17 protein-coding genes and 1 pseudogene are annotated in these 15,712 nt (G+C 72.4%); 8 read left to right on the top strand and 10 right to left on the bottom strand.

Annotated elements, in window-relative coordinates:
• The first annotated feature begins 108 nt into the window (after window positions 1-108).
• Window positions 109-1,167 carry a tryptophan--tRNA ligase gene (gene trpS / locus OG524_RS17750; protein WP_405389856.1) on the top strand — a complete coding sequence of 353 codons (1,059 nt, stop codon included), beginning with the start codon at window positions 109-111 and terminating at the stop codon, window positions 1,165-1,167.
• Window positions 1,168-1,366: 199 nt separating this feature from the next.
• On the opposite strand, the gene OG524_RS17745 is transcribed toward trpS, so the two are convergent.
• Window positions 1,367-3,364, bottom strand: a complete 1,998-nt coding sequence (locus OG524_RS17745; protein ID WP_405389857.1) for an NAD-binding protein — start codon at window positions 3,362-3,364, stop codon at window positions 1,367-1,369.
• 17 nt (window positions 3,365-3,381) lie between these two features.
• Window positions 3,382-3,939 (bottom strand): annotated as a pseudogene (locus OG524_RS17740) (DNA repair ATPase); the annotation flags it as partial.
• A gap of 258 nt (window positions 3,940-4,197) precedes the next feature.
• On the opposite strand from OG524_RS17740, the gene OG524_RS17735 reads away from it, so the two are divergent.
• Window positions 4,198-5,265, top strand: a complete 1,068-nt coding sequence (locus OG524_RS17735; protein ID WP_405389858.1) for a PucR family transcriptional regulator — start codon at window positions 4,198-4,200, stop codon at window positions 5,263-5,265.
• Between the two features lie 160 nt (window positions 5,266-5,425).
• Here OG524_RS17735 and OG524_RS17730 read toward each other — a convergent pair whose 3' ends face one another.
• On the bottom strand, window positions 5,426-5,881 hold the full coding sequence (locus OG524_RS17730; RefSeq protein ID WP_405389859.1) for a tellurite resistance TerB family protein: 456 nt from the start codon (window positions 5,879-5,881) through the stop codon (window positions 5,426-5,428).
• Between the two features lie 149 nt (window positions 5,882-6,030).
• Here OG524_RS17730 and OG524_RS17725 point away from each other — a divergent pair, with 149 nt between their 5' ends.
• A complete protein-coding gene (locus tag OG524_RS17725) occupies window positions 6,031-6,540 on the top strand; it encodes a MarR family winged helix-turn-helix transcriptional regulator (protein ID WP_405389860.1) in 510 nt (169 codons plus the stop codon).
• A gap of 30 nt (window positions 6,541-6,570) precedes the next feature.
• On the opposite strand, the gene OG524_RS17720 is transcribed toward OG524_RS17725, so the two are convergent.
• Window positions 6,571-7,824: a cation:proton antiporter gene (locus OG524_RS17720; protein WP_405389861.1), complete on the bottom strand. Its 1,254-nt coding sequence runs from the start codon at window positions 7,822-7,824 to the stop codon at window positions 6,571-6,573.
• A 2-nt stretch (window positions 7,825-7,826) separates the two neighbouring features.
• Entirely contained in the window at window positions 7,827-8,297 is a 471-nt protein-coding gene (locus OG524_RS17715) for a cation:proton antiporter regulatory subunit (RefSeq protein ID WP_405389862.1), read from the bottom strand.
• 263 nt (window positions 8,298-8,560) lie between these two features.
• On the opposite strand from OG524_RS17715, the gene OG524_RS17710 reads away from it, so the two are divergent.
• Entirely contained in the window at window positions 8,561-9,787 is a 1,227-nt protein-coding gene (locus OG524_RS17710; protein WP_405389863.1) for a glycosyltransferase, read from the top strand.
• A 13-nt stretch (window positions 9,788-9,800) separates the two neighbouring features.
• Window positions 9,801-10,307 carry a DUF6892 domain-containing protein gene (locus tag OG524_RS17705; RefSeq protein ID WP_405811013.1) on the top strand — a complete coding sequence of 169 codons (507 nt, stop codon included), beginning with the start codon at window positions 9,801-9,803 and terminating at the stop codon, window positions 10,305-10,307.
• Between the two features lie 35 nt (window positions 10,308-10,342).
• On the opposite strand, the gene OG524_RS17700 is transcribed toward OG524_RS17705, so the two are convergent.
• The 3 genes from OG524_RS17700 to OG524_RS17690 form a co-directional block, all read right to left on the bottom strand.
• Window positions 10,343-11,794 (bottom strand): flotillin family protein, encoded by a 1,452-nt coding sequence (locus OG524_RS17700; protein WP_405811011.1) that lies wholly within the window; start codon window positions 11,792-11,794, stop codon window positions 10,343-10,345.
• Window positions 11,795-11,888: 94 nt separating this feature from the next.
• Complete coding sequence (locus OG524_RS17695; protein ID WP_405389866.1) at window positions 11,889-12,410, bottom strand: hypothetical protein; 522 nt, start codon at window positions 12,408-12,410, stop codon at window positions 11,889-11,891.
• Window positions 12,411-12,515: 105 nt separating this feature from the next.
• Complete coding sequence (locus tag OG524_RS17690; RefSeq protein WP_405389867.1) at window positions 12,516-13,001, bottom strand: peroxiredoxin; 486 nt, start codon at window positions 12,999-13,001, stop codon at window positions 12,516-12,518.
• 159 nt (window positions 13,002-13,160) lie between these two features.
• Here OG524_RS17690 and OG524_RS17685 point away from each other — a divergent pair, with 159 nt between their 5' ends.
• The 3 genes from OG524_RS17685 (at window position 13,161) to OG524_RS17675 (ending at window position 14,578) form a co-directional block, all read left to right on the top strand.
• Complete coding sequence (locus tag OG524_RS17685) at window positions 13,161-13,907, top strand: alpha/beta hydrolase (RefSeq protein ID WP_405389868.1); 747 nt, start codon at window positions 13,161-13,163, stop codon at window positions 13,905-13,907.
• A gap of 70 nt (window positions 13,908-13,977) precedes the next feature.
• Window positions 13,978-14,112 (top strand): hypothetical protein, encoded by a 135-nt coding sequence (locus tag OG524_RS17680; protein WP_405393423.1) that lies wholly within the window; start codon window positions 13,978-13,980, stop codon window positions 14,110-14,112.
• Between the two features lie 52 nt (window positions 14,113-14,164).
• Window positions 14,165-14,578 (top strand): hypothetical protein, encoded by a 414-nt coding sequence (locus OG524_RS17675; protein WP_405389869.1) that lies wholly within the window; start codon window positions 14,165-14,167, stop codon window positions 14,576-14,578.
• Window positions 14,579-14,602: 24 nt separating this feature from the next.
• Here OG524_RS17675 and OG524_RS17670 read toward each other — a convergent pair whose 3' ends face one another.
• Window positions 14,603-15,451 (bottom strand): GNAT family N-acetyltransferase, encoded by an 849-nt coding sequence (locus OG524_RS17670; RefSeq protein WP_405389870.1) that lies wholly within the window; start codon window positions 15,449-15,451, stop codon window positions 14,603-14,605.
• Window positions 15,452-15,480: 29 nt separating this feature from the next.
• Window positions 15,481-15,699, bottom strand: a complete 219-nt coding sequence (locus OG524_RS17665; RefSeq protein ID WP_405389871.1) for a hypothetical protein — start codon at window positions 15,697-15,699, stop codon at window positions 15,481-15,483.
• Between the last annotated feature and the right edge of the window lie 13 nt (window positions 15,700-15,712).

The raw sequence follows: 15,712 nt of genomic DNA, 5'->3' as shown, positions 1-15,712 counted from the left end.
TCATCAGCACGGAACCAGGGCCGTTCGAACATGGACGGCCCTTTTCGCTGCCCCGGTGCCCCACGGCGCGGGCCGTCCTCCACGCACACACCACCGCGAGGAGACCCCGTGACCATCACCACCGACCTGCCCGTCAGCCCCGCCCGGTCGCGCAGCGCCGAGCTGGAGCGGCAACTGGCCCAGGACCCCGGCCGCTTCCGGGTCCTCACCGGGGACCGGCCCACCGGCGCCCTGCACCTCGGCCACTACTTCGGCACCCTCCACAACCGGGTGCGCCTCCAGGACCTCGGCGTCGACGTCTTCGTCCTCATCGCCGACTACCAGGTCCTCACCGACCGTGACGTCGCCGAGCGCCTCACCGCGTACGTGGAGGGGCTGCTGCTGGACTATCTGGCCATCGGGATCGACCCCGCGCGCACGACGGTCTTCAACCACAGCGCCGTACCCGCCCTCAACCAGCTCCTGCTGCCGTTCCTGTCCCTGGTGTCCGTCGCCGAACTGGGCCGCAACCCCACCGTCAAGGACGAGATCGCCCACTCCCGGCAGTCCGCCGTCAGCGGGCTCATGTACACCTACCCGGTGCACCAGGCCGCCGACATCCTCTTCTGCAAGGGCAACCTCGTGCCCGTCGGGCTGGACCAGCTGCCCCACCTGGAGGTCACCCGCACCGTGGCCCGGCGCTTCAACGAGCGGTACGGCACCGTCTTCCCGGAACCCGACGCCCTGCTCTCCGCGACACCCCTGCTGCTCGGCACCGACGGCACCAAGATGAGCAAGAGCCGGAACAACTCCGTCGCCCTCGGCGCGAGCGAGGACGAGACCGCCCGGCTGATCAAGGGCGCGACCACCGACGCCGACCGGCACATCACCTACGACCCCGACACCAGGCCCGGGGTGTCCGGTCTGGTGCTGCTGGCCGCGCTCTGCCTCGGCCGGGACCCGCACGACGTGGCCGCGGAGATCGGCGACGGCGGCGCCGCAGTCCTGAAGCGGACGGTGACGGACGCCGTCAACGCGACGATGGCCCCGATCCGCGCCCGGCGTGCCGCGTACGCGCAGGACATGGGGTACGTACGGGACGTCCTGCGCGCGGGCAACGAGCGGGCGAACGCCCTCGCCGAGGAGACCCTGGACGAGGTGCGGCAGGCGATGGGCATGTTCCGCTGAGCGGCGCCCTCGTTCGGATCATGCCGGGATCGCGTGCCCTGGCACGCGCTCCCCCAGCTCTCGGCTCCGCTCGGGCAGGGAGGGACCCCCTCCGGCGTTGTCGTCAGTCACCATGGCTCCGCCATGCCTCCATCCTCCGCCTTGCAGCCGCACGCACCAGGCCCCGCTCCCCGCTCCGGCCTGATCCGAACGGATGACCCTAGCGGCGGGCAGCCGTGCGCTGCCGGCGCAGCAGCTCCGCGAGGCCGCGCCGGGTCGCGGCGATCACCACCCGGTCCTCCCGTCGCAGCACGTAGCCCGGATGCAGGTCCCAGACCAGGCCGGACGGGCGGTCCGCCGCCCCCGGGCCGAACGGGTCGTACGGCGGGACGGCGGCCAGGTCCGGGTGGCGGTCGGCCGGCGGCGTGGCGTCCAGGGCGAGGACCCGCCAGGAGCCGGGCCGGAAGGCCTGCTCCACGGTGTGGCCCTCCAACTGCGGGTGGCCGCCCACCTCCAGGGCGGCGAACAGCATCACCTTGCGCTCGACCGGGACCGCGCCGAGGATCTGGCGCCCCATCATGGCGACCGCGAACGACGGGGCCGCCAGGTGGGACACCGACCGGGAGCGGGTCAGGGCCTGCGGGTGGGCGGTGCGCAGGGTGCGGTGGACGGCGGTGGCGAACTCGTCGTCGTACAGGCGCAGCGCCACCCGCAGGTCCGGCTTCACCGAGCGGGCGTACAGGGCCGCTTCGAGGTTCGTCGTGTCGATGCTGGTCAGGGCGAGCAGGGCGTGGGCCCGGCGGATCTTGGCGGCCTCCAGGACACCTTCCTGGGTGACGTCTCCGATGACCGTCGGTACGTGCATGCTGCGGGCCAGCGGGATACCGCGGGCCTCCGGGTCCTCCTCGACGACGACCACGGGGATGTCCATCTCGCGCAGCCGCACCAGCACCCTCGTACCGATCTTGCCGAGGCCCAGGAGCACCACATGGCCGGACAGCCCCCGGGGCGGGCGGCGCAGCGCGGACGCGGTGCGCAGCGAACCGAAGGCCTCCAGGACGGCGGCCACGAGCAGGGGGAGGAGCAGGAGCCCGGCCGTTCCGGACAGGAGCTGGATGATCCGGCGGGACGCCGGTTCCGTGTCCTCTGCAGGGTCGCCCATCGCGAGCAGGTCGAGCAGGGTGAGGTAGGCGGCGTGCACCGGGCTGTCGCCGGTCGTCACGACCGAGGCGACCGCCAGGGCCACGACGGCCGCCGCGACGCCCAGCGCCGACCAGCGGAGCCTGCGCGAGAAGATGTGGCCCAGCGGCGCGCCCCTGCCGCCCATCCGGGTCGGGGTGCGGTCGGGTCCCGCCTGGCTGATGGCCTCCAGCACCACCGTGCCCCGGCCGGTCGCCGCGGCCACCGTCGCCCGGTCGGGCAGCAGCTGGGGCCCCTCGTCGCCGCTGCTGTCGGAGCCTTCGGTGCCCGCCGGGTCGTGGGTGGTGGAGGAGAGCAGGGCCAGGGTGCACAGGCCGGGGTCGGCGAGCTCGCCCTGCCGGGGCGGGGTGCGTTCGGCGGCGCGCAGGAGCAGGCCCTCGGCCTGGATGACCTTGCTGCTGCCGGTGACGGCGGTGGCGGCGAGGGCCGGGGCGGCGGTGTCGGCGTCGGACAGGACGGTCGTGGAGGCGTCCAGGGCGGCCGGGTCGAGACCGGGCATGGCGACGGCGGCGGCCTGGTCGAGCAGGGTCTCCAGGTGCTGGCCGAGCTTGCGGTTGTAGAGCCGGATGACCAGCCGCAGACGCGGGTTGAGCCGCCGGGCGGTCAGCGCGGCCCGGATGTTGCGCTCGTCGTCGTCGTAGACGAGGGCGAGGGCGGCGGCCCGGTCGACGCCCGCCTCCTCCAGCACCTCGTCCGACGGCTCGTGGGCCTCCATGATGCGTACGGCCTCGACCCCGGCGTTGGTGTCGTCCGGGCTCCCGGCCACTGCACCGTTGCGGTTCATCGCCGCGGACATCCGGCCGAACAGGGCCGCCGCGCGGGCGCGTTGGGTCAGCGGCAGGTCGGGCCGACCGGTGTCGCGGCCGGGCGGCAGGACGAGGGTGACCCGCTCCCCGTACACGTAGCGCAGTTCCACGGCGAGGCGCCGCGCGAGGGTGTCGTCGCCGCAGACCACCATGTGGCCACTGGCGGTGGGGTGTTGAGACTGCTGCGGAAGTGGGGGCACGAAACCCAGCATGCCTTGTCCTTTCTGTGTCAGTCGTCGTGGCCCCGGCGGGTGGCGGGGGCGGCCCACAGGCGGCGCGGGCCGGCGGCCCGCCCGATCGCCGTCTCCACCGCCGCGACGCGGTCCGCGAGCAGCCCCAGCGCGGCGACCGCCCGCGTCATCGGGTCGCCGTCCGGGCCGCCGAGCGCCTGGGTGCGGACGTACGCGGCGGTGACGGCGGCCCAGCGGTCCGTCTGTGCCGGGGTGAGGGTGCCGCGCAGTGCGGCGAGCTTCAGCAGATTCGCCTCGGCGCCCGTGGTGAGGGCCTGCGCCTCGCCCGCGTAGTGGTCGTCGACGACGGCGGCCAGCTCGGCGTCGTTCATCACGGGCACGATCCGCTCGGCGATCTTGTTCGTGTCGCGGTACGAGCCCTGCAGCCGGAACGGCGGCTCGGTGCGCGTCGCGTCGGTCCGCGCCGCCGACGCGATGTACGCCGCGTTCACCGCGAGGACGGTGTCCCGGGCGGTGAGCAGATGGCGCAGGACGGAGACGATCCGCTCCAGCTCGGCGGGCGTGTACGGGTGTTCCAGCCGGTCCGCGCGTGCCGACGTCCATGAGACGGCAGCCGGGGCACCGGCGCCGCGAAACCGCGAACGGTTCCGCAGCGACCGGTTTCCTGTCCCCCGTGCTTCCCCCGTAACCCCCGTGATTCCCCCGTGTGTTGCTGAACAGATGGTGTCAGCGGGGGGCGTGTCCGCGCATTGCCGGGATCCGGCAAACTTGCTGAGGTCACCCTGCCGGGCACCGGCATTCCACCCCGTGCGTTGGTGGACCGAGACGCTGACCCACGTACGGAGGAGAACACCGTGGCGGAGCCGGAGATCCCCGAGGAGTTCCTGGGGGACTATGCCCGCATCCTGACCGAGGTCGCGGACACCGGCCGTCGGCTCACGCGCGACGAGCTGGAGAGCAGACGGGCCCTCGGCAGGAAGGCCGCGGAGGCGGGCCACCAGCTGCGTGCCCTGGTGAACCTCCACCTGTCGGCGACCCGTTCGGCCTGGCCGCTCACCGCGTCCGGCGCGAGTGCCACCGACTTCGTGCTCGCGGCCGTGGAGCAGGCCGTCGACGCCTTCGCGGAGGGCTTCGAGCGGGCGCAGCGGCTCACGGTGCGGCGCGAGGAGGCGGCGCGGCGGGAGTTCATCGACGACCTGCTCTACGGGCGCAGCGACCTCGGCAGGCTTGCGGAGCGCGCCACCCGGTTCGGACTGCGGCTCTCCAGGGCGCACGCCGTCGCTGTGGCCGCGGGCCCCGAGGCGTACACCGAGACGGACGCCGTGCCCCGCAGCGTGGAGGCGGCCCTGCTCGCACGCTTCAGCGGCCGGAAGATCCTGCTCACCACGAAGGACGGCCGTCTCGTCTGCATAGCCCCCGGCAGTCAGCCCGACGTCCTGCGGTACTTCGCCAAGCAGGCGCACGCGGCGACGGACGGCGGCCAGGTGGCCGTGGGCCGCCCGCACCGGGGTCCCGGCGGGGTCGTCCACTCGTACGACGAGGCGCTCGACGCGATCGACCTGGCCCAGCGGATGGGGCTCGACGAGCCGGTGCTGTACTCCGCCGACCTGCTCGTCTATCCGGTGCTGACCCGCGACCGGCAGGCGATGGCCGACCTGGTGCGCAGCGAGCTCGGCCCGCTCCAGAAAGCCAGAGGCGGTGCGGAACCGTTGCTGCAGACGCTGTCGGTGTACTTCGACGCGGGCTGTGTCGCCGCGGAGACGGCCCGCCGACTGGCGCTGAGTGTGCGCGCCCTGACGTATCGGCTGGAACGCATCCACCAGCTCACGGGTTCCGACCCGTCCGACCCGATGCACCGCTACACCCTGCAGACCGCGGTGATCGGCGCCCGGCTGCTGGACTGGCCGGCGAAGGAACTCTGACCGGGCGGGCGCCTGGTGGGGCCCGATGGGGTGGCCGGGGACGCACAGGGGGGTGCAGCGCCCCCGGCCTGCCGGATGCGGACCGGGGTGGGTGGCCCGCGTCTTCCGGCGGTACGGAGCGTACGGCCGTTCACTGTGAGGGCGGTACGGGGGAGTGGTCCTACAGGTCGAACTCGTGCGGAGGCAGGCCGAGCGCGTAGCACGCCTCCCGCACCACGGCCTGCTCCGACGCGTCGAAGTCGCCGTCGGCACCGCCGATGACGATGCCGATCTGGACGACGGCCCTGGCCTCGGCGGGCTTCTTCTTCGCCCTGGCGATCTCCTGGAGCACGCTGACCTTGCCGAAGGCGAAGTCCGCGGTCAGCTTGTCCACGTAGTCGTTGAAGCGGCGCTGCAGGTCGTCCGCGGGGAAGTTCCGCAGGACGTCGTTGTTCCCGATCAGGGACGCCACGCGCTGCCGCTCGGACGGATCGACTGAACCGTCGTCGGCGGCGACCAGGGCGCACAGGGCCATGCTCGCGTCCCGGAACGCCCCGCTCTTCAGGTCGTTCTTCTTCGCTTCCAGCTGCGTCTGCATCGTCGACGCGGATTCCTTGATCCGATCCCACAGGGCCATGACGTCTCCATACGTTGCGTTGCGTGCGGCGCGGAACCCACTGAACTCTACAACTGTGTAGAAGTAAGTGTTCCGGCGCTCCCCCGGCCGGCCGGACGGGAGGGCCCGCGATTCGGACGCGGCGGCCCGGCACGGTATACAAAGAGGCCATGCCCGAGCATCCGAAGGAACCGCCCCCACCCGGCCCCGCCGCCACCGACGACGTCGATGCCGTGACCCATGCGGTGCTGACCGCGTCGAGGCTGCTCGTCACCATCGCCGTGCGCTCGCTCGCGGCGGTCGAGGACCGGGTGACCCTGCCTCAGTTCCGGCTGCTGATGGTGCTTTCCTCCCACCGGGACGCCAAGCTCGTGGACCTCGCGGAAAGGCTCGGCGTCAATCCTTCCACCGCGATGCGGATGGTGGACCGGCTGATCGCCGCCGGCCTCGCGGAGCGCCGGGTCAACCCGGACAACCGCCGCGAGACCGAGCTGCGGGTGACACCGGAGGGCTGCCGCCTGGTCGCGGACGTCATGGCGGACCGCCGTAGGGAGATCGCCGCGATCGTGGAACGCCTCGCCCCCCGGCAGCGCGCGGCGCTGGTCGAAGCGCTGGCGGCGTTCACGGAAGCGGGCGGGGAGCAGGCCGCGCCGGATGTCGATCCGTTCGGCTGGACGTAGCTCCCCGCCCGGCTTCCTCCTGTCGGCCCGTCAGTCGGCGTCGCGCCCGGCGTGCTCCGGCGTGAGGTCGTCGTGCGCGGGCATCGGCTCGTCACGCGCCACGGCGGGGGCGGGCTTCTTCCCCTTGCCGGCGAGCTTGGCCTGGATCCTGGAGGCGACCGGCTCGGTCCAGCGGGCGGTGAGCGGGCCGACGATCACGAGGATCAGCACGTACGCGGTCGCGATGGGCCCGATCCGCGGCTCCGTCGCCACGGCCAGACCGGCGATGACGATCGAGAACTCGCCACGCGCGACCAGGGTGCCGCCCGCGCGCCAACGGCCCCGCGGACCGATTCCCGCCCGCCGCGACGCGTACCAGCCGGTGCCGATCTTGGTGAAGACGGTGACGAGCGCCAGCAGCGCGGCGGGAAGCAGCACGGGCGGGATCTCGGCCGGGTCCGTGGACAGGCCGAAGAACACGAAGAAGACGGCGGCGAACAGGTCCCGCAGCGGCGTCAGCAGCCTGCGGGCGCCCTCGGCGACCTCACCGGACAGGGCGATGCCCACGAGGAACGCGCCGACGGCCGCGGACACCTGCAACTGCTGTGCCACCCCGGCCACCAGGACGGTGAGCCCGAGGACGACGAGCAGCAGCATCTCCGGATTGTCGGAGGACACCGCACGGCTGATGAGCCGCCCGTGCCGCAGCGCCAGATACAGCACGAACCCGACGGTCCCGAGCGCGATCAGCAGGGCGATGCTGCCACCGGCCAGGCCGGCGCCGGCCAGCATCGCGGTGAGCAGCGGGAGGTAGACGGCCATCGCGAGGTCCTCGATGACGAGGACTCCGAGGATGACGGGCGTCTCACGATTACCGAGCCGCCCCATGTCGGTCATCACCTTGGCGATCACGCCGGACGACGAGATCCAGGTGACCCCGGCGAGCGCGACGGCCCCCACGGGCCCCCAGCCGAGCATCAGGCCGGCTGCCGCGCCGGGCGTCGCGTTGAGCACGAAGTCGACGGCCCCGGACGGATACTGCGTCTTGAGACTCGTGACGAGTTCGGACGCGCTGTATTCGAGTCCGAGCAGGAGGAGCAGGAGGATGACACCTATCTCCGCCCCGATGGCGGTGAACTCCGCACTCGCACCGAGCGGGAGCAGCCCGCCCTCCCCGAAGGCCAGACCGGCCAGCAGATAGAGCGGGATCGGTGAGAGCCCGACCCGTCCGGCGAAGCGTCCGATGATGCCGAGCCCCAGAATGACGGAGCCCAGCTCCACCAGCAGTGCGGTCGTGTCGTGCACGGTCAGCCCTCCGCAATGATCTCGGAGAGCGTGTCGACGCCCTCCCGCGTTCCTACAACGACGAGCGTGTCCCCGATGGCCAGCCGGAAGTCCGGCCCGGGAGACGGATGCGCACTGTGCGTGCGCAGGACAGCCACGATCGAGGCACCCGTCCGGGTCCGCGCCTTCGTCTCCCCGAGCAGCCGCCCGCCGTACGGGGAGCGGGTCCCGAGCGGAATGTGCTCGGTGACCAGATCGATGCCCTCGGTGCGCACGGCGTCGATCGGCGCGGCGTCGATGAGGTGCGCGAGCCCGGTGGCCTCAGAGGTCGTCAGGGGGACGGAGAGCAGACATGAATCAGGGTCGTCCTTCTCGTAGAACCCGAGAAAACGCCGTCCGTCGTGGTGGACGACGACGGAGATGTGCTGTCCCGACTCGGTGGTGTAGTCGTACTGGACGCCGACTCCAGGCAGCGGCGTGCGGTGGGTTCCCATGGCTTCCTCCCGAGGAGCGCGGCGGTACGACGCGGCTTTTGATGATCTCTTTAACTGCCCATTACCCTAACCAGCGGCGAGTTCCGGCCGTGTGACGGCGGTCCACGGGCCACCGGGGCGGGATCCCCGGCCGACGACATGACCGGTTCCGGGTGCGGGCCGCCGGTCGTGGGTCGCCCGTCGACGGTTGCCGGTTGCCGGTCGACGGTCGACGGTTGCCGGTCGTGGGTCGCCCGTCGCCCGTCACCGTGGAGAATCGCCGGATGCGGATTCTGATCGTCACCGCCGGTTCACGGGGAGATGTGGCGCCCTACACGGGCCTGGGACGGCGCCTGCTGGACGCGGGCCATGAGGTCGCCGTGGCCGCTCACCCGTCCTTCGCCGCACTCGTCGGCGGATGCGGTCTCGAACACCGGCCGGTGCCAGGAGACCCGCAGGAGCTGATCCGCTCCTGGTCGCGGGCGGCGTCGCGGGAGGAGACCCGGGCGTTGTCGAGGGCGTACGTCGACGGGCTCGCCGACGGGGTGGCGGACGCCGCGGGGGGCGGAGCCGACCTGCTGCTCACCGCCTTCGGCCCGGCACCGCTCAGCCGGGCGGCCGGCGAGGCACTCGGCGTCCCCGTCGTCGACACCTACCTCGTACCTGCGTTCGCCACCGGGCAGTTCCCGCTGCCCGGCGCGCGGGACACCGACGGCCCGGGGCCGGAGGGCAACCTCGCCGCGGGCCGGGCGGTGCTGGAGCGCGCGGAAGGGCTCTTCGCGGGCGCCGCGACCCGGCTGCGCACGCGCTTCGGGCTCCCCGCCGACGTACCGCCGGCACCGGCCGGCCTCCCACCGGTCTTCCACGGCTACAGCCCGGCGGTGGTGCCGCGCCCCGGGGACTGGCCGGCCCGGGCCCGGGTGGTGGGCTACTGGTGGCCCGCGCGGCCGGACGGCTGGCAACCCCCGGCCGAACTCGCCGACTTCCTCCAGGCCGGTCCGCCCCCGGTGTTCATCGGCTTCGGCAGCATGGCACCGGGACACGGGGAACGGCTCGGTGAGGTGGTGGCCGCGGCGGTGCGGCGGGCAGGCGTACGCGCGGTGGTGCAGGCGGGGTGGGCCGGACTTGGCGGGTCCGGCCCTGACGTCCTGGCCGTCGGTGACCTCCCGCACGACTGGCTGTTCCCCCGCACGGCCGCCGTCGTCCACCACGCCGGGGCGGGTACCACCGGAGCCGGGCTGCGGGCCGGGGTGCCGGCCGTGCCCGTACCCGTCCTGACCGACCAGCCGTTCTGGGCGTCCCGGCTGCACCGGCTGGGAGTCGCCCCCCGGCCCGTGCCGTTCCAGGACCTCACCGCCGAAGCCCTCGCCTCCGCGATCACGGCCTGCCTGACCGAGCCGGGCTACCGCCGCCGAGCGGCCGCAATCGCCCGGGTCATCGCGGCGGAGGATGGCGCCGCCGAGGTGCTCGCCCACATCGGACCGGGGCCCGGCCCTGTCCGTGCGTCGTGATATCCGTCCGGGCATGGCCGACTTCAAGGACTTCAACTTCGAGCTGCTGGTCGTCGAGCAGCTCATGTACAACGACGAGGCCCTCACACCGGCGTTCAGCATCGACGAGCGGATGAAGGCCAGGGGCGTCGACGACGTTCAGTCCCACGTGTTCGACAACGACCTGGCCCGCACGGTGCTCGACGAGTCCCGGGCCTTCTTCGAGACGCTCGAGATCAGCGACGAACTGCTGGCGGGTGTGGAGAGTCCGGTCGTCGACGGCGGACACCAGGTGTCCTACGAGTGCTCCCCCGTCCGGGACGGCGAGGATGACCTCTTCGACACGCGTTCGCTCGACGGCATGGTCCTGCTGCCGAACCTCAAGCGGCTGGAAGGCACTGAAATGATCATGGTCCCCGGCAAGGAGGAGATCCTCGCGGCCCGGGGGATCACCGTCGTCGACCGACAGGGCACCTCGCGGATCCGGACCGCCCGGTGCCGGGTGGCGGCCGGCCGGACGCACGGACGGGCCCGGCGGTGAAGGTTCGCCGCCGGGCCCGGTGGTGCGGTGGTGCGTCAGTCCGTGACCTCGATCTTGTTGTTCGCGTTCGCGGGCTGCGGCACGGAGACGGCCGCCGGCTCGGACGCCGTGGCACCGCCGGTCCTGCCCTTGAGGTTCTGGAGCAGCGCGCCCAGGTCGACGCCCGTGGTCGAGCTCAGCAGCTCCATGCCCTGGGCCACGTTGTCGGTGACCGTACGGGACAGCTGGCTGGCACCGTCCGTCGAGATGACGGTCAGCTTGTCGATGGCGCTCAGCGGCTCGGCCGCATTGGCGACCACCTGCGGAAGCACCTCGACCAGCATCTGGAGCACGGCCGCGTCGCCGTACCGGGCGAAGGCGTCGGCCTTCTTCTGCATGGCCTCGGCCTCGGCCGCACCCTTCGCGGCGATGGCGGCGGCCTCGGCCTCACCCTCGATGCGTACGGCGTCGGCGAGGGCCGAGCGGTGGAGCTTCTCGCCCTGACCGGTCAGACGGGAGCGCTCCGCGTCGGCCTCGGCCTCCTTGACCTGGGCGATGCGGCGGGCCTCGGCCTCCTGCTCCGCCTGGTAGCGGGCGGCGTCGGCGGGCTTACGGACCTTCGTGTCGAGCTCACGGTCGGTCAGGGCGGCCTGGCGCTGGGCGACCTTCTCCTGCTCGGAGAGGACCTCCTGCTGACGGGCGGCCTCGGCGAGCGGCCCCGCGGCGTCGGCCTTGGCCGTGGCCGCTGCCGTCTCGGCCTTGATCTCGGCCTGCTTGAGGTAGAACGTCCGCTCGGCGATGGCGATCTCCTCGGCCGCCTTCAGCCGGGCCTGCTCCGAGGCACGCCGGGCGATGGCCTCGGCGATGTCGGCCTCCTGCTTGGCGCGGGCGGCCTCCGGACGGCCGAGGTCCTCCAGGTAGGAGCCCTCGGTCGTGATGTCCTGGATCTGGAAGGCGTCCAGGATGAGGCCCTGGCCGGAGAGGCTGGCCTCGGCCTCCTCGGCGACCTGGCCGGCGAACGCGGCGCGGTCGCGGATGATGTCCTCGACGGACATCCGGCCGACGATCGCGCGCAGGGCACCGGAGAGCACTTCCTGGGTGAAGCCGACGATGCCGTTCTGCTGCTGCAGGAACCGCTGGGCCGCGGCGCGGATCGCGTCCTCGCTGCCGCCGACCTTGACGATCGCGACGCCTTCGAGGTTGGACTTCACGCCGCGCAGGGTGACGGCGCCGCGTACGGCGACGGGAATGTGCCGGCTGGAGAGGTCCAGGGTGAACTTCTGCTGGACGAACGGCACGACGAAGACGCCGCCGCCGACCACGACCTTCTGGCCGCTGTTGTCGATGCTGGTGCGGCCGGTCACCGGGTCGGTGGACTTCTTGCCGCGCCGGCCGGTGATGATGAAGGCCTGGCTGGGGCCCGCGACCTTGTACCGGGTGATGACCGCGAGGGCCAGGAGTACGACAAGAACGACGATGCCGATGACGGCGATCACTACTGGACTCATGAGTGGTGTCCCCCCTGCCTCCCGAGGGGGCGGCAGTTTCGTTCGGACTGTGTTCGGGCTGTGCGGGAGTCGGACAGGCTGCGGGCCGGTGCGGTCAGCGCTCGACGGGGCGGACCGTGACCGAGGTCGTCGAGAGCGTGGCCTCGACCCAGATCTCGGCGCCGCGCTCGACCGGGACCGCGCTCTTCGCGGAGAACTTCACCGTCTGGCCCGCGAGTCGCAGCAGGACCTCGCCGTAGCCGTCCGCCGGGATGGGCGTGACGACGGACCCGGAGGTGCCGACGAGGTCCTCGCCGCGTGGCGTGGCGGTGGTCTGATCCCGCATCAGGGCCTTGCTGAGTCTCCAGGTCAGCCAGGCGGCGACGATCCCCGCCGCGGCGCCGGCCGCGACCGCGACGGGGGTGCCCACGTCGGTGGTGCCGAGGACGATCGCGCCGCCGAAGCCGAGCATGGAGAAAAAACCGGCGATGACGGGCAGTGAGAGAAGGCCGTCGAAGAAGCCGTTCAGCAGTCCGCCCAGGGCGTCGCCGACGAGCCCTTCGAGGATTCCGTCGAAGATCAGGGAGATCGTGAGAAGAGCGATTCCCGCAATGCCGAGACCAAGAAAAATGGTCACGTGATCACTCCCCCGACTTTCGAATTCCCCCGATATGTTTCCGTCGAACTGGCTGAATGATCCCATGAACCGCCGGGGAGGGGTACTGCCGGGCCCCGGCAGTCTTTACGCGGGTTTGATGCCGGAAAGCTGCTCGGCAAGGGTGTCCAGCGACTGGAACGTGGCGCCGAGCAGGGCGACGTGCTTCCAGCGCAGCACACCGTCGGGACCGATCAGGAAGACCGAACGCCGTACGCCGATTCCGGGTGCCGTGACACCGTACGCCCGGGCGGTCTCCCGGCCCTCGTCGGCCAGCAGCGGCATGCGCAGCTCGAAGGAGCGGGCGAACGACTCGTGACTGTCCACACCCTGTGGACTGATTCCCCAGACCTCGGCGTCGAGCCCTTCGAAGGTCTCGAACCCGGAGGAGTACGAGCACAGTTGCTTGGTGCAGACGGTCGTGTTGTCGCCGGGGTAGAAGGCGAGGACGACGGACCGGCCGCGGGCGGCGGACAGCGTGTGGTCCCGGCGTTCGAAGACGTCGTCGGCCAGTATGCCGCCGGGCAGGGTGAAGTCCGGTGCGGTCTCGCCGATTCGGGGTCCTGATGCCATGTCGGAAGCTCCTTGGTCTCGGTGCGCGCGTGGCTCGGTGCCTCGTACAGTGAACGGCACTTTCCACGCATCGACACGTTCGACCCATCCGTACACCGTCCGGCACCGAACATGGGGGGAGGGCGGGCACCGGATCCGCACCCCGATCTGGAGGTACGCATGGCCGAACGACCGCCGTCGGCAGCGGTTCTCATCCTCCACGGCGGCTACGAGACGGGCCTCACGCCGCCCGCGCCCGGCGTCCTGAACCTGCCCGGCATGCGGATGCTGCCGATCGCCCGCGCGGTGGCCCGCGCCGTACGGGGCGAGGCCCGCGTGCACACCGTCCGCTATACGCGCCGCGGTTGGAACGGCGCCCGCGCGGATCCGCTGCACGACACCGTGGAGGCCCTGGACGCCCTGCGCCGTGAGGCTGGGGACATCCCCGTGGTGCTCGTCGGCCATTCCATGGGTGCGCGCGCCGCCCTGCACGCCGCCGGCCACCCGCTGGTCGCATCCGTGGTCGGCCTCGCCCCGTGGTGCCCGCCCGGCGACCCGGTGACGCAGCTCGCCGGGCGCGACGTGGTCCTCCTGCACAGCAGCCGGGACCGGGTGACGAGCCCGCAGGCCTCCCAGTCGCTGACGGCCAGGGCCCGCCGCGCGGGTGCCCGCACCTGCCTGGTCACGATCCCCGGCAGCGACCACGCGATGCTCCGCCGCGCCCCGGCCTGGCACCACCTGACGAGCACGCTCGTGACCGGGCTGCTGGGCCTGACCCCGGTCCCGGACCGGATCGGTACGGCCCTCGGCCTGCCACCGGGTGCCCCGGTGTCCGAAGGCACGCTGTCCCTGGACGCCCTGCACCGGAACGGGCCGGACGGGCGGGGACCGCGGAGGTGCGGCGCGGGGTGGGGCGTCCGACGATGAAGGGCCGGGTGCGCGGACGGGTCGCTCCGCCCGCTTCCTGCCCGTCGCGTCCGCACCACTGGAGGCTCCGTTGCCCGCCCACGCGCACGCCGACCTTCCGGCGGGCGGACGGCTCGAAGACCTCCTGGACCAGGCCGTCGACCGGTTCGGGGACACGGCGGAGGACGACATCGCGATCCTCGCCTCGCGGGCCAGGGAGCACTGAACACCTCCGCCGGACGGTGGCGTTGTCGGTGGCGGGTGCGAGGATTCACGGCATGGAACCTCTGCTCCTCGCCGACATCGAGGCCGCCGTCCGCAGCAGCTGGGACGCGGACACGACCACGCCCGCATGGCGCCCGCGGTGGGACCCGGACAATCCGGCCCGGGACCAGTGCGGAGTCACCGCGCTGGTGGTCAACGACCTGCTGGGCGGCGAGCTGATCCGGGGAGAGGTGCGGGTCGACGGCGTGCGCGTCGACCACCACTGGTGGAACCGCCTGGGCATGGGCATCGAGATCGACCTCACGCGGGAGCAGTTCGCACCGCACGAGATCGTCGTCGGCGGCGTGGTGATCGAGCGTCCGGCGGAGATCGTCCGCCTCCGTGAGGAGTACGAGCTGCTGCGGGGCCGGGTGCTGGAGCGGCTGCGCGGGCGGATACGGGTGGGTGCGCCGGCCCGGACGGCCTGAGAACGCCCCTCGGCCGCGGTCCTCTCAGCCCAGTTCGAGACTGGTGATCCCGAACATGCCGCTCCGGTCCATCTCCGGTACGGGTCCCGCGTACATCCGGGCCGTGTCGAACGAAGGGGCCAGACCGAGCTGTTCGGCGAGCCGCACGGCCCGCGGGTTGACGTCGGGTACGTCGATCGCCACGGCCGTGTCCGGCGCCGTGGCCGCCAGCGCGCTCACGAGAGCGGCGGCCACGTCCGGGGAATCGGCGTGCAGCGGTCCGATCCGGGACGCCTCCCGGCAGGCGCGCAGCACGGCGAAGCCCACGAGCTCGCCGTCGCGGACCGCACAGAGCGCCGTGCGCCGGGGCGCGGTGATCCAGGGCGCGAGGAAGCTGTCGCGAGGTCCGGGGAAGTAGCGCCGGTCGTACGCGGTGAGCCGGGCGAAGGGCAGGGTGCGGGCGTCGGCGAGGGTGACGCCGTCCGGCGGGGCGAGGCCGGCGGGCACGACGCCCTCGTAGCGTGCGTTGCCCCAGGCGGCGTGGAAGCCGGACCTGCGGTAGTTGTCCTGCTGGGCGGGTACGCCGTCGAGGCCGACCGTGCGTCCGGAGAGCCGGGCCATGCCCGCGCGCCAGACCCGCATCCCGTATCCCCGGCCGCGCAGGGACGGCCGGGTGAGGTAGAAGCCCAGAAAGCCGAAACAGGTGCCGTAGCGCACGACCGACACGGAGGTGACCGGCTCACCGTCGAGCCGGCCGATCAGGAAGCCGCAGGGATCGGCGGCGAAGAAGGCCTGCCGGTCCGTGAGGCCCGGATTCCACCCCTCGGAGTGGGCCCAGTCCTCCAGCGTCCCCAGGTCGTCGGCGCTCGCGGTGGTGATCTCGAATGTCGGCACGGATCAGCCGTACCCGGTACGGGACCGGTTCAACGGGCGGGCCGGGGTGACCGGCCGCGCAGCTGCCGCAGGACGATCAGGGCGGAGGTGATCAGGGGCAGCAGCCCCGCCACGGCGTTGACGGTGTTCAGCTTGTCCTGCGTACCCCGGGCCCGGCGCATCTGCCGGACGGTGCGGACGACGGCGAGTGCGCTGCTCCCCAGGCTGAGGATCAGACCCGCCTTGGAACTCTTCCGTTTCCTGGCCATCTGGGTACCTCCT

Source organism: Streptomyces sp. NBC_01520, from assembly GCF_045040375.1.
Classification (GTDB): Bacteria; Actinomycetota; Actinomycetes; order Streptomycetales; family Streptomycetaceae; genus Streptomyces.
This window is presented reverse-complemented; position numbering and strand designations above follow the sequence as displayed.

Coding starts and splice junctions, on each gene's coding strand:
- OG524_RS17745 (WP_405389857.1), bottom strand. CDS start 3,364: ATGCTGGGTTTCGTGCCCCCACTTCCGCAGCAGTCTCAACACCCCACC.
- OG524_RS17730 (WP_405389859.1), bottom strand. CDS start 5,881: ATGGCCCTGTGGGATCGGATCAAGGAATCCGCGTCGACGATGCAGACG.
- OG524_RS17725 (WP_405389860.1), top strand. CDS start 6,031: ATGCCCGAGCATCCGAAGGAACCGCCCCCACCCGGCCCCGCCGCCACC.
- OG524_RS17715 (WP_405389862.1), bottom strand. CDS start 8,297: ATGGGAACCCACCGCACGCCGCTGCCTGGAGTCGGCGTCCAGTACGAC.
- OG524_RS17710 (WP_405389863.1), top strand. CDS start 8,561: ATGCGGATTCTGATCGTCACCGCCGGTTCACGGGGAGATGTGGCGCCC.
- OG524_RS17705 (WP_405811013.1), top strand. CDS start 9,801: ATGGCCGACTTCAAGGACTTCAACTTCGAGCTGCTGGTCGTCGAGCAG.
- OG524_RS17700 (WP_405811011.1), bottom strand. CDS start 11,794: ATGAGTCCAGTAGTGATCGCCGTCATCGGCATCGTCGTTCTTGTCGTA.
- OG524_RS17690 (WP_405389867.1), bottom strand. CDS start 13,001: ATGGCATCAGGACCCCGAATCGGCGAGACCGCACCGGACTTCACCCTG.
- OG524_RS17685 (WP_405389868.1), top strand. CDS start 13,161: ATGGCCGAACGACCGCCGTCGGCAGCGGTTCTCATCCTCCACGGCGGC.
- OG524_RS17675 (WP_405389869.1), top strand. CDS start 14,165: ATGGAACCTCTGCTCCTCGCCGACATCGAGGCCGCCGTCCGCAGCAGC.
- OG524_RS17665 (WP_405389871.1), bottom strand. CDS start 15,699: ATGGCCAGGAAACGGAAGAGTTCCAAGGCGGGTCTGATCCTCAGCCTG.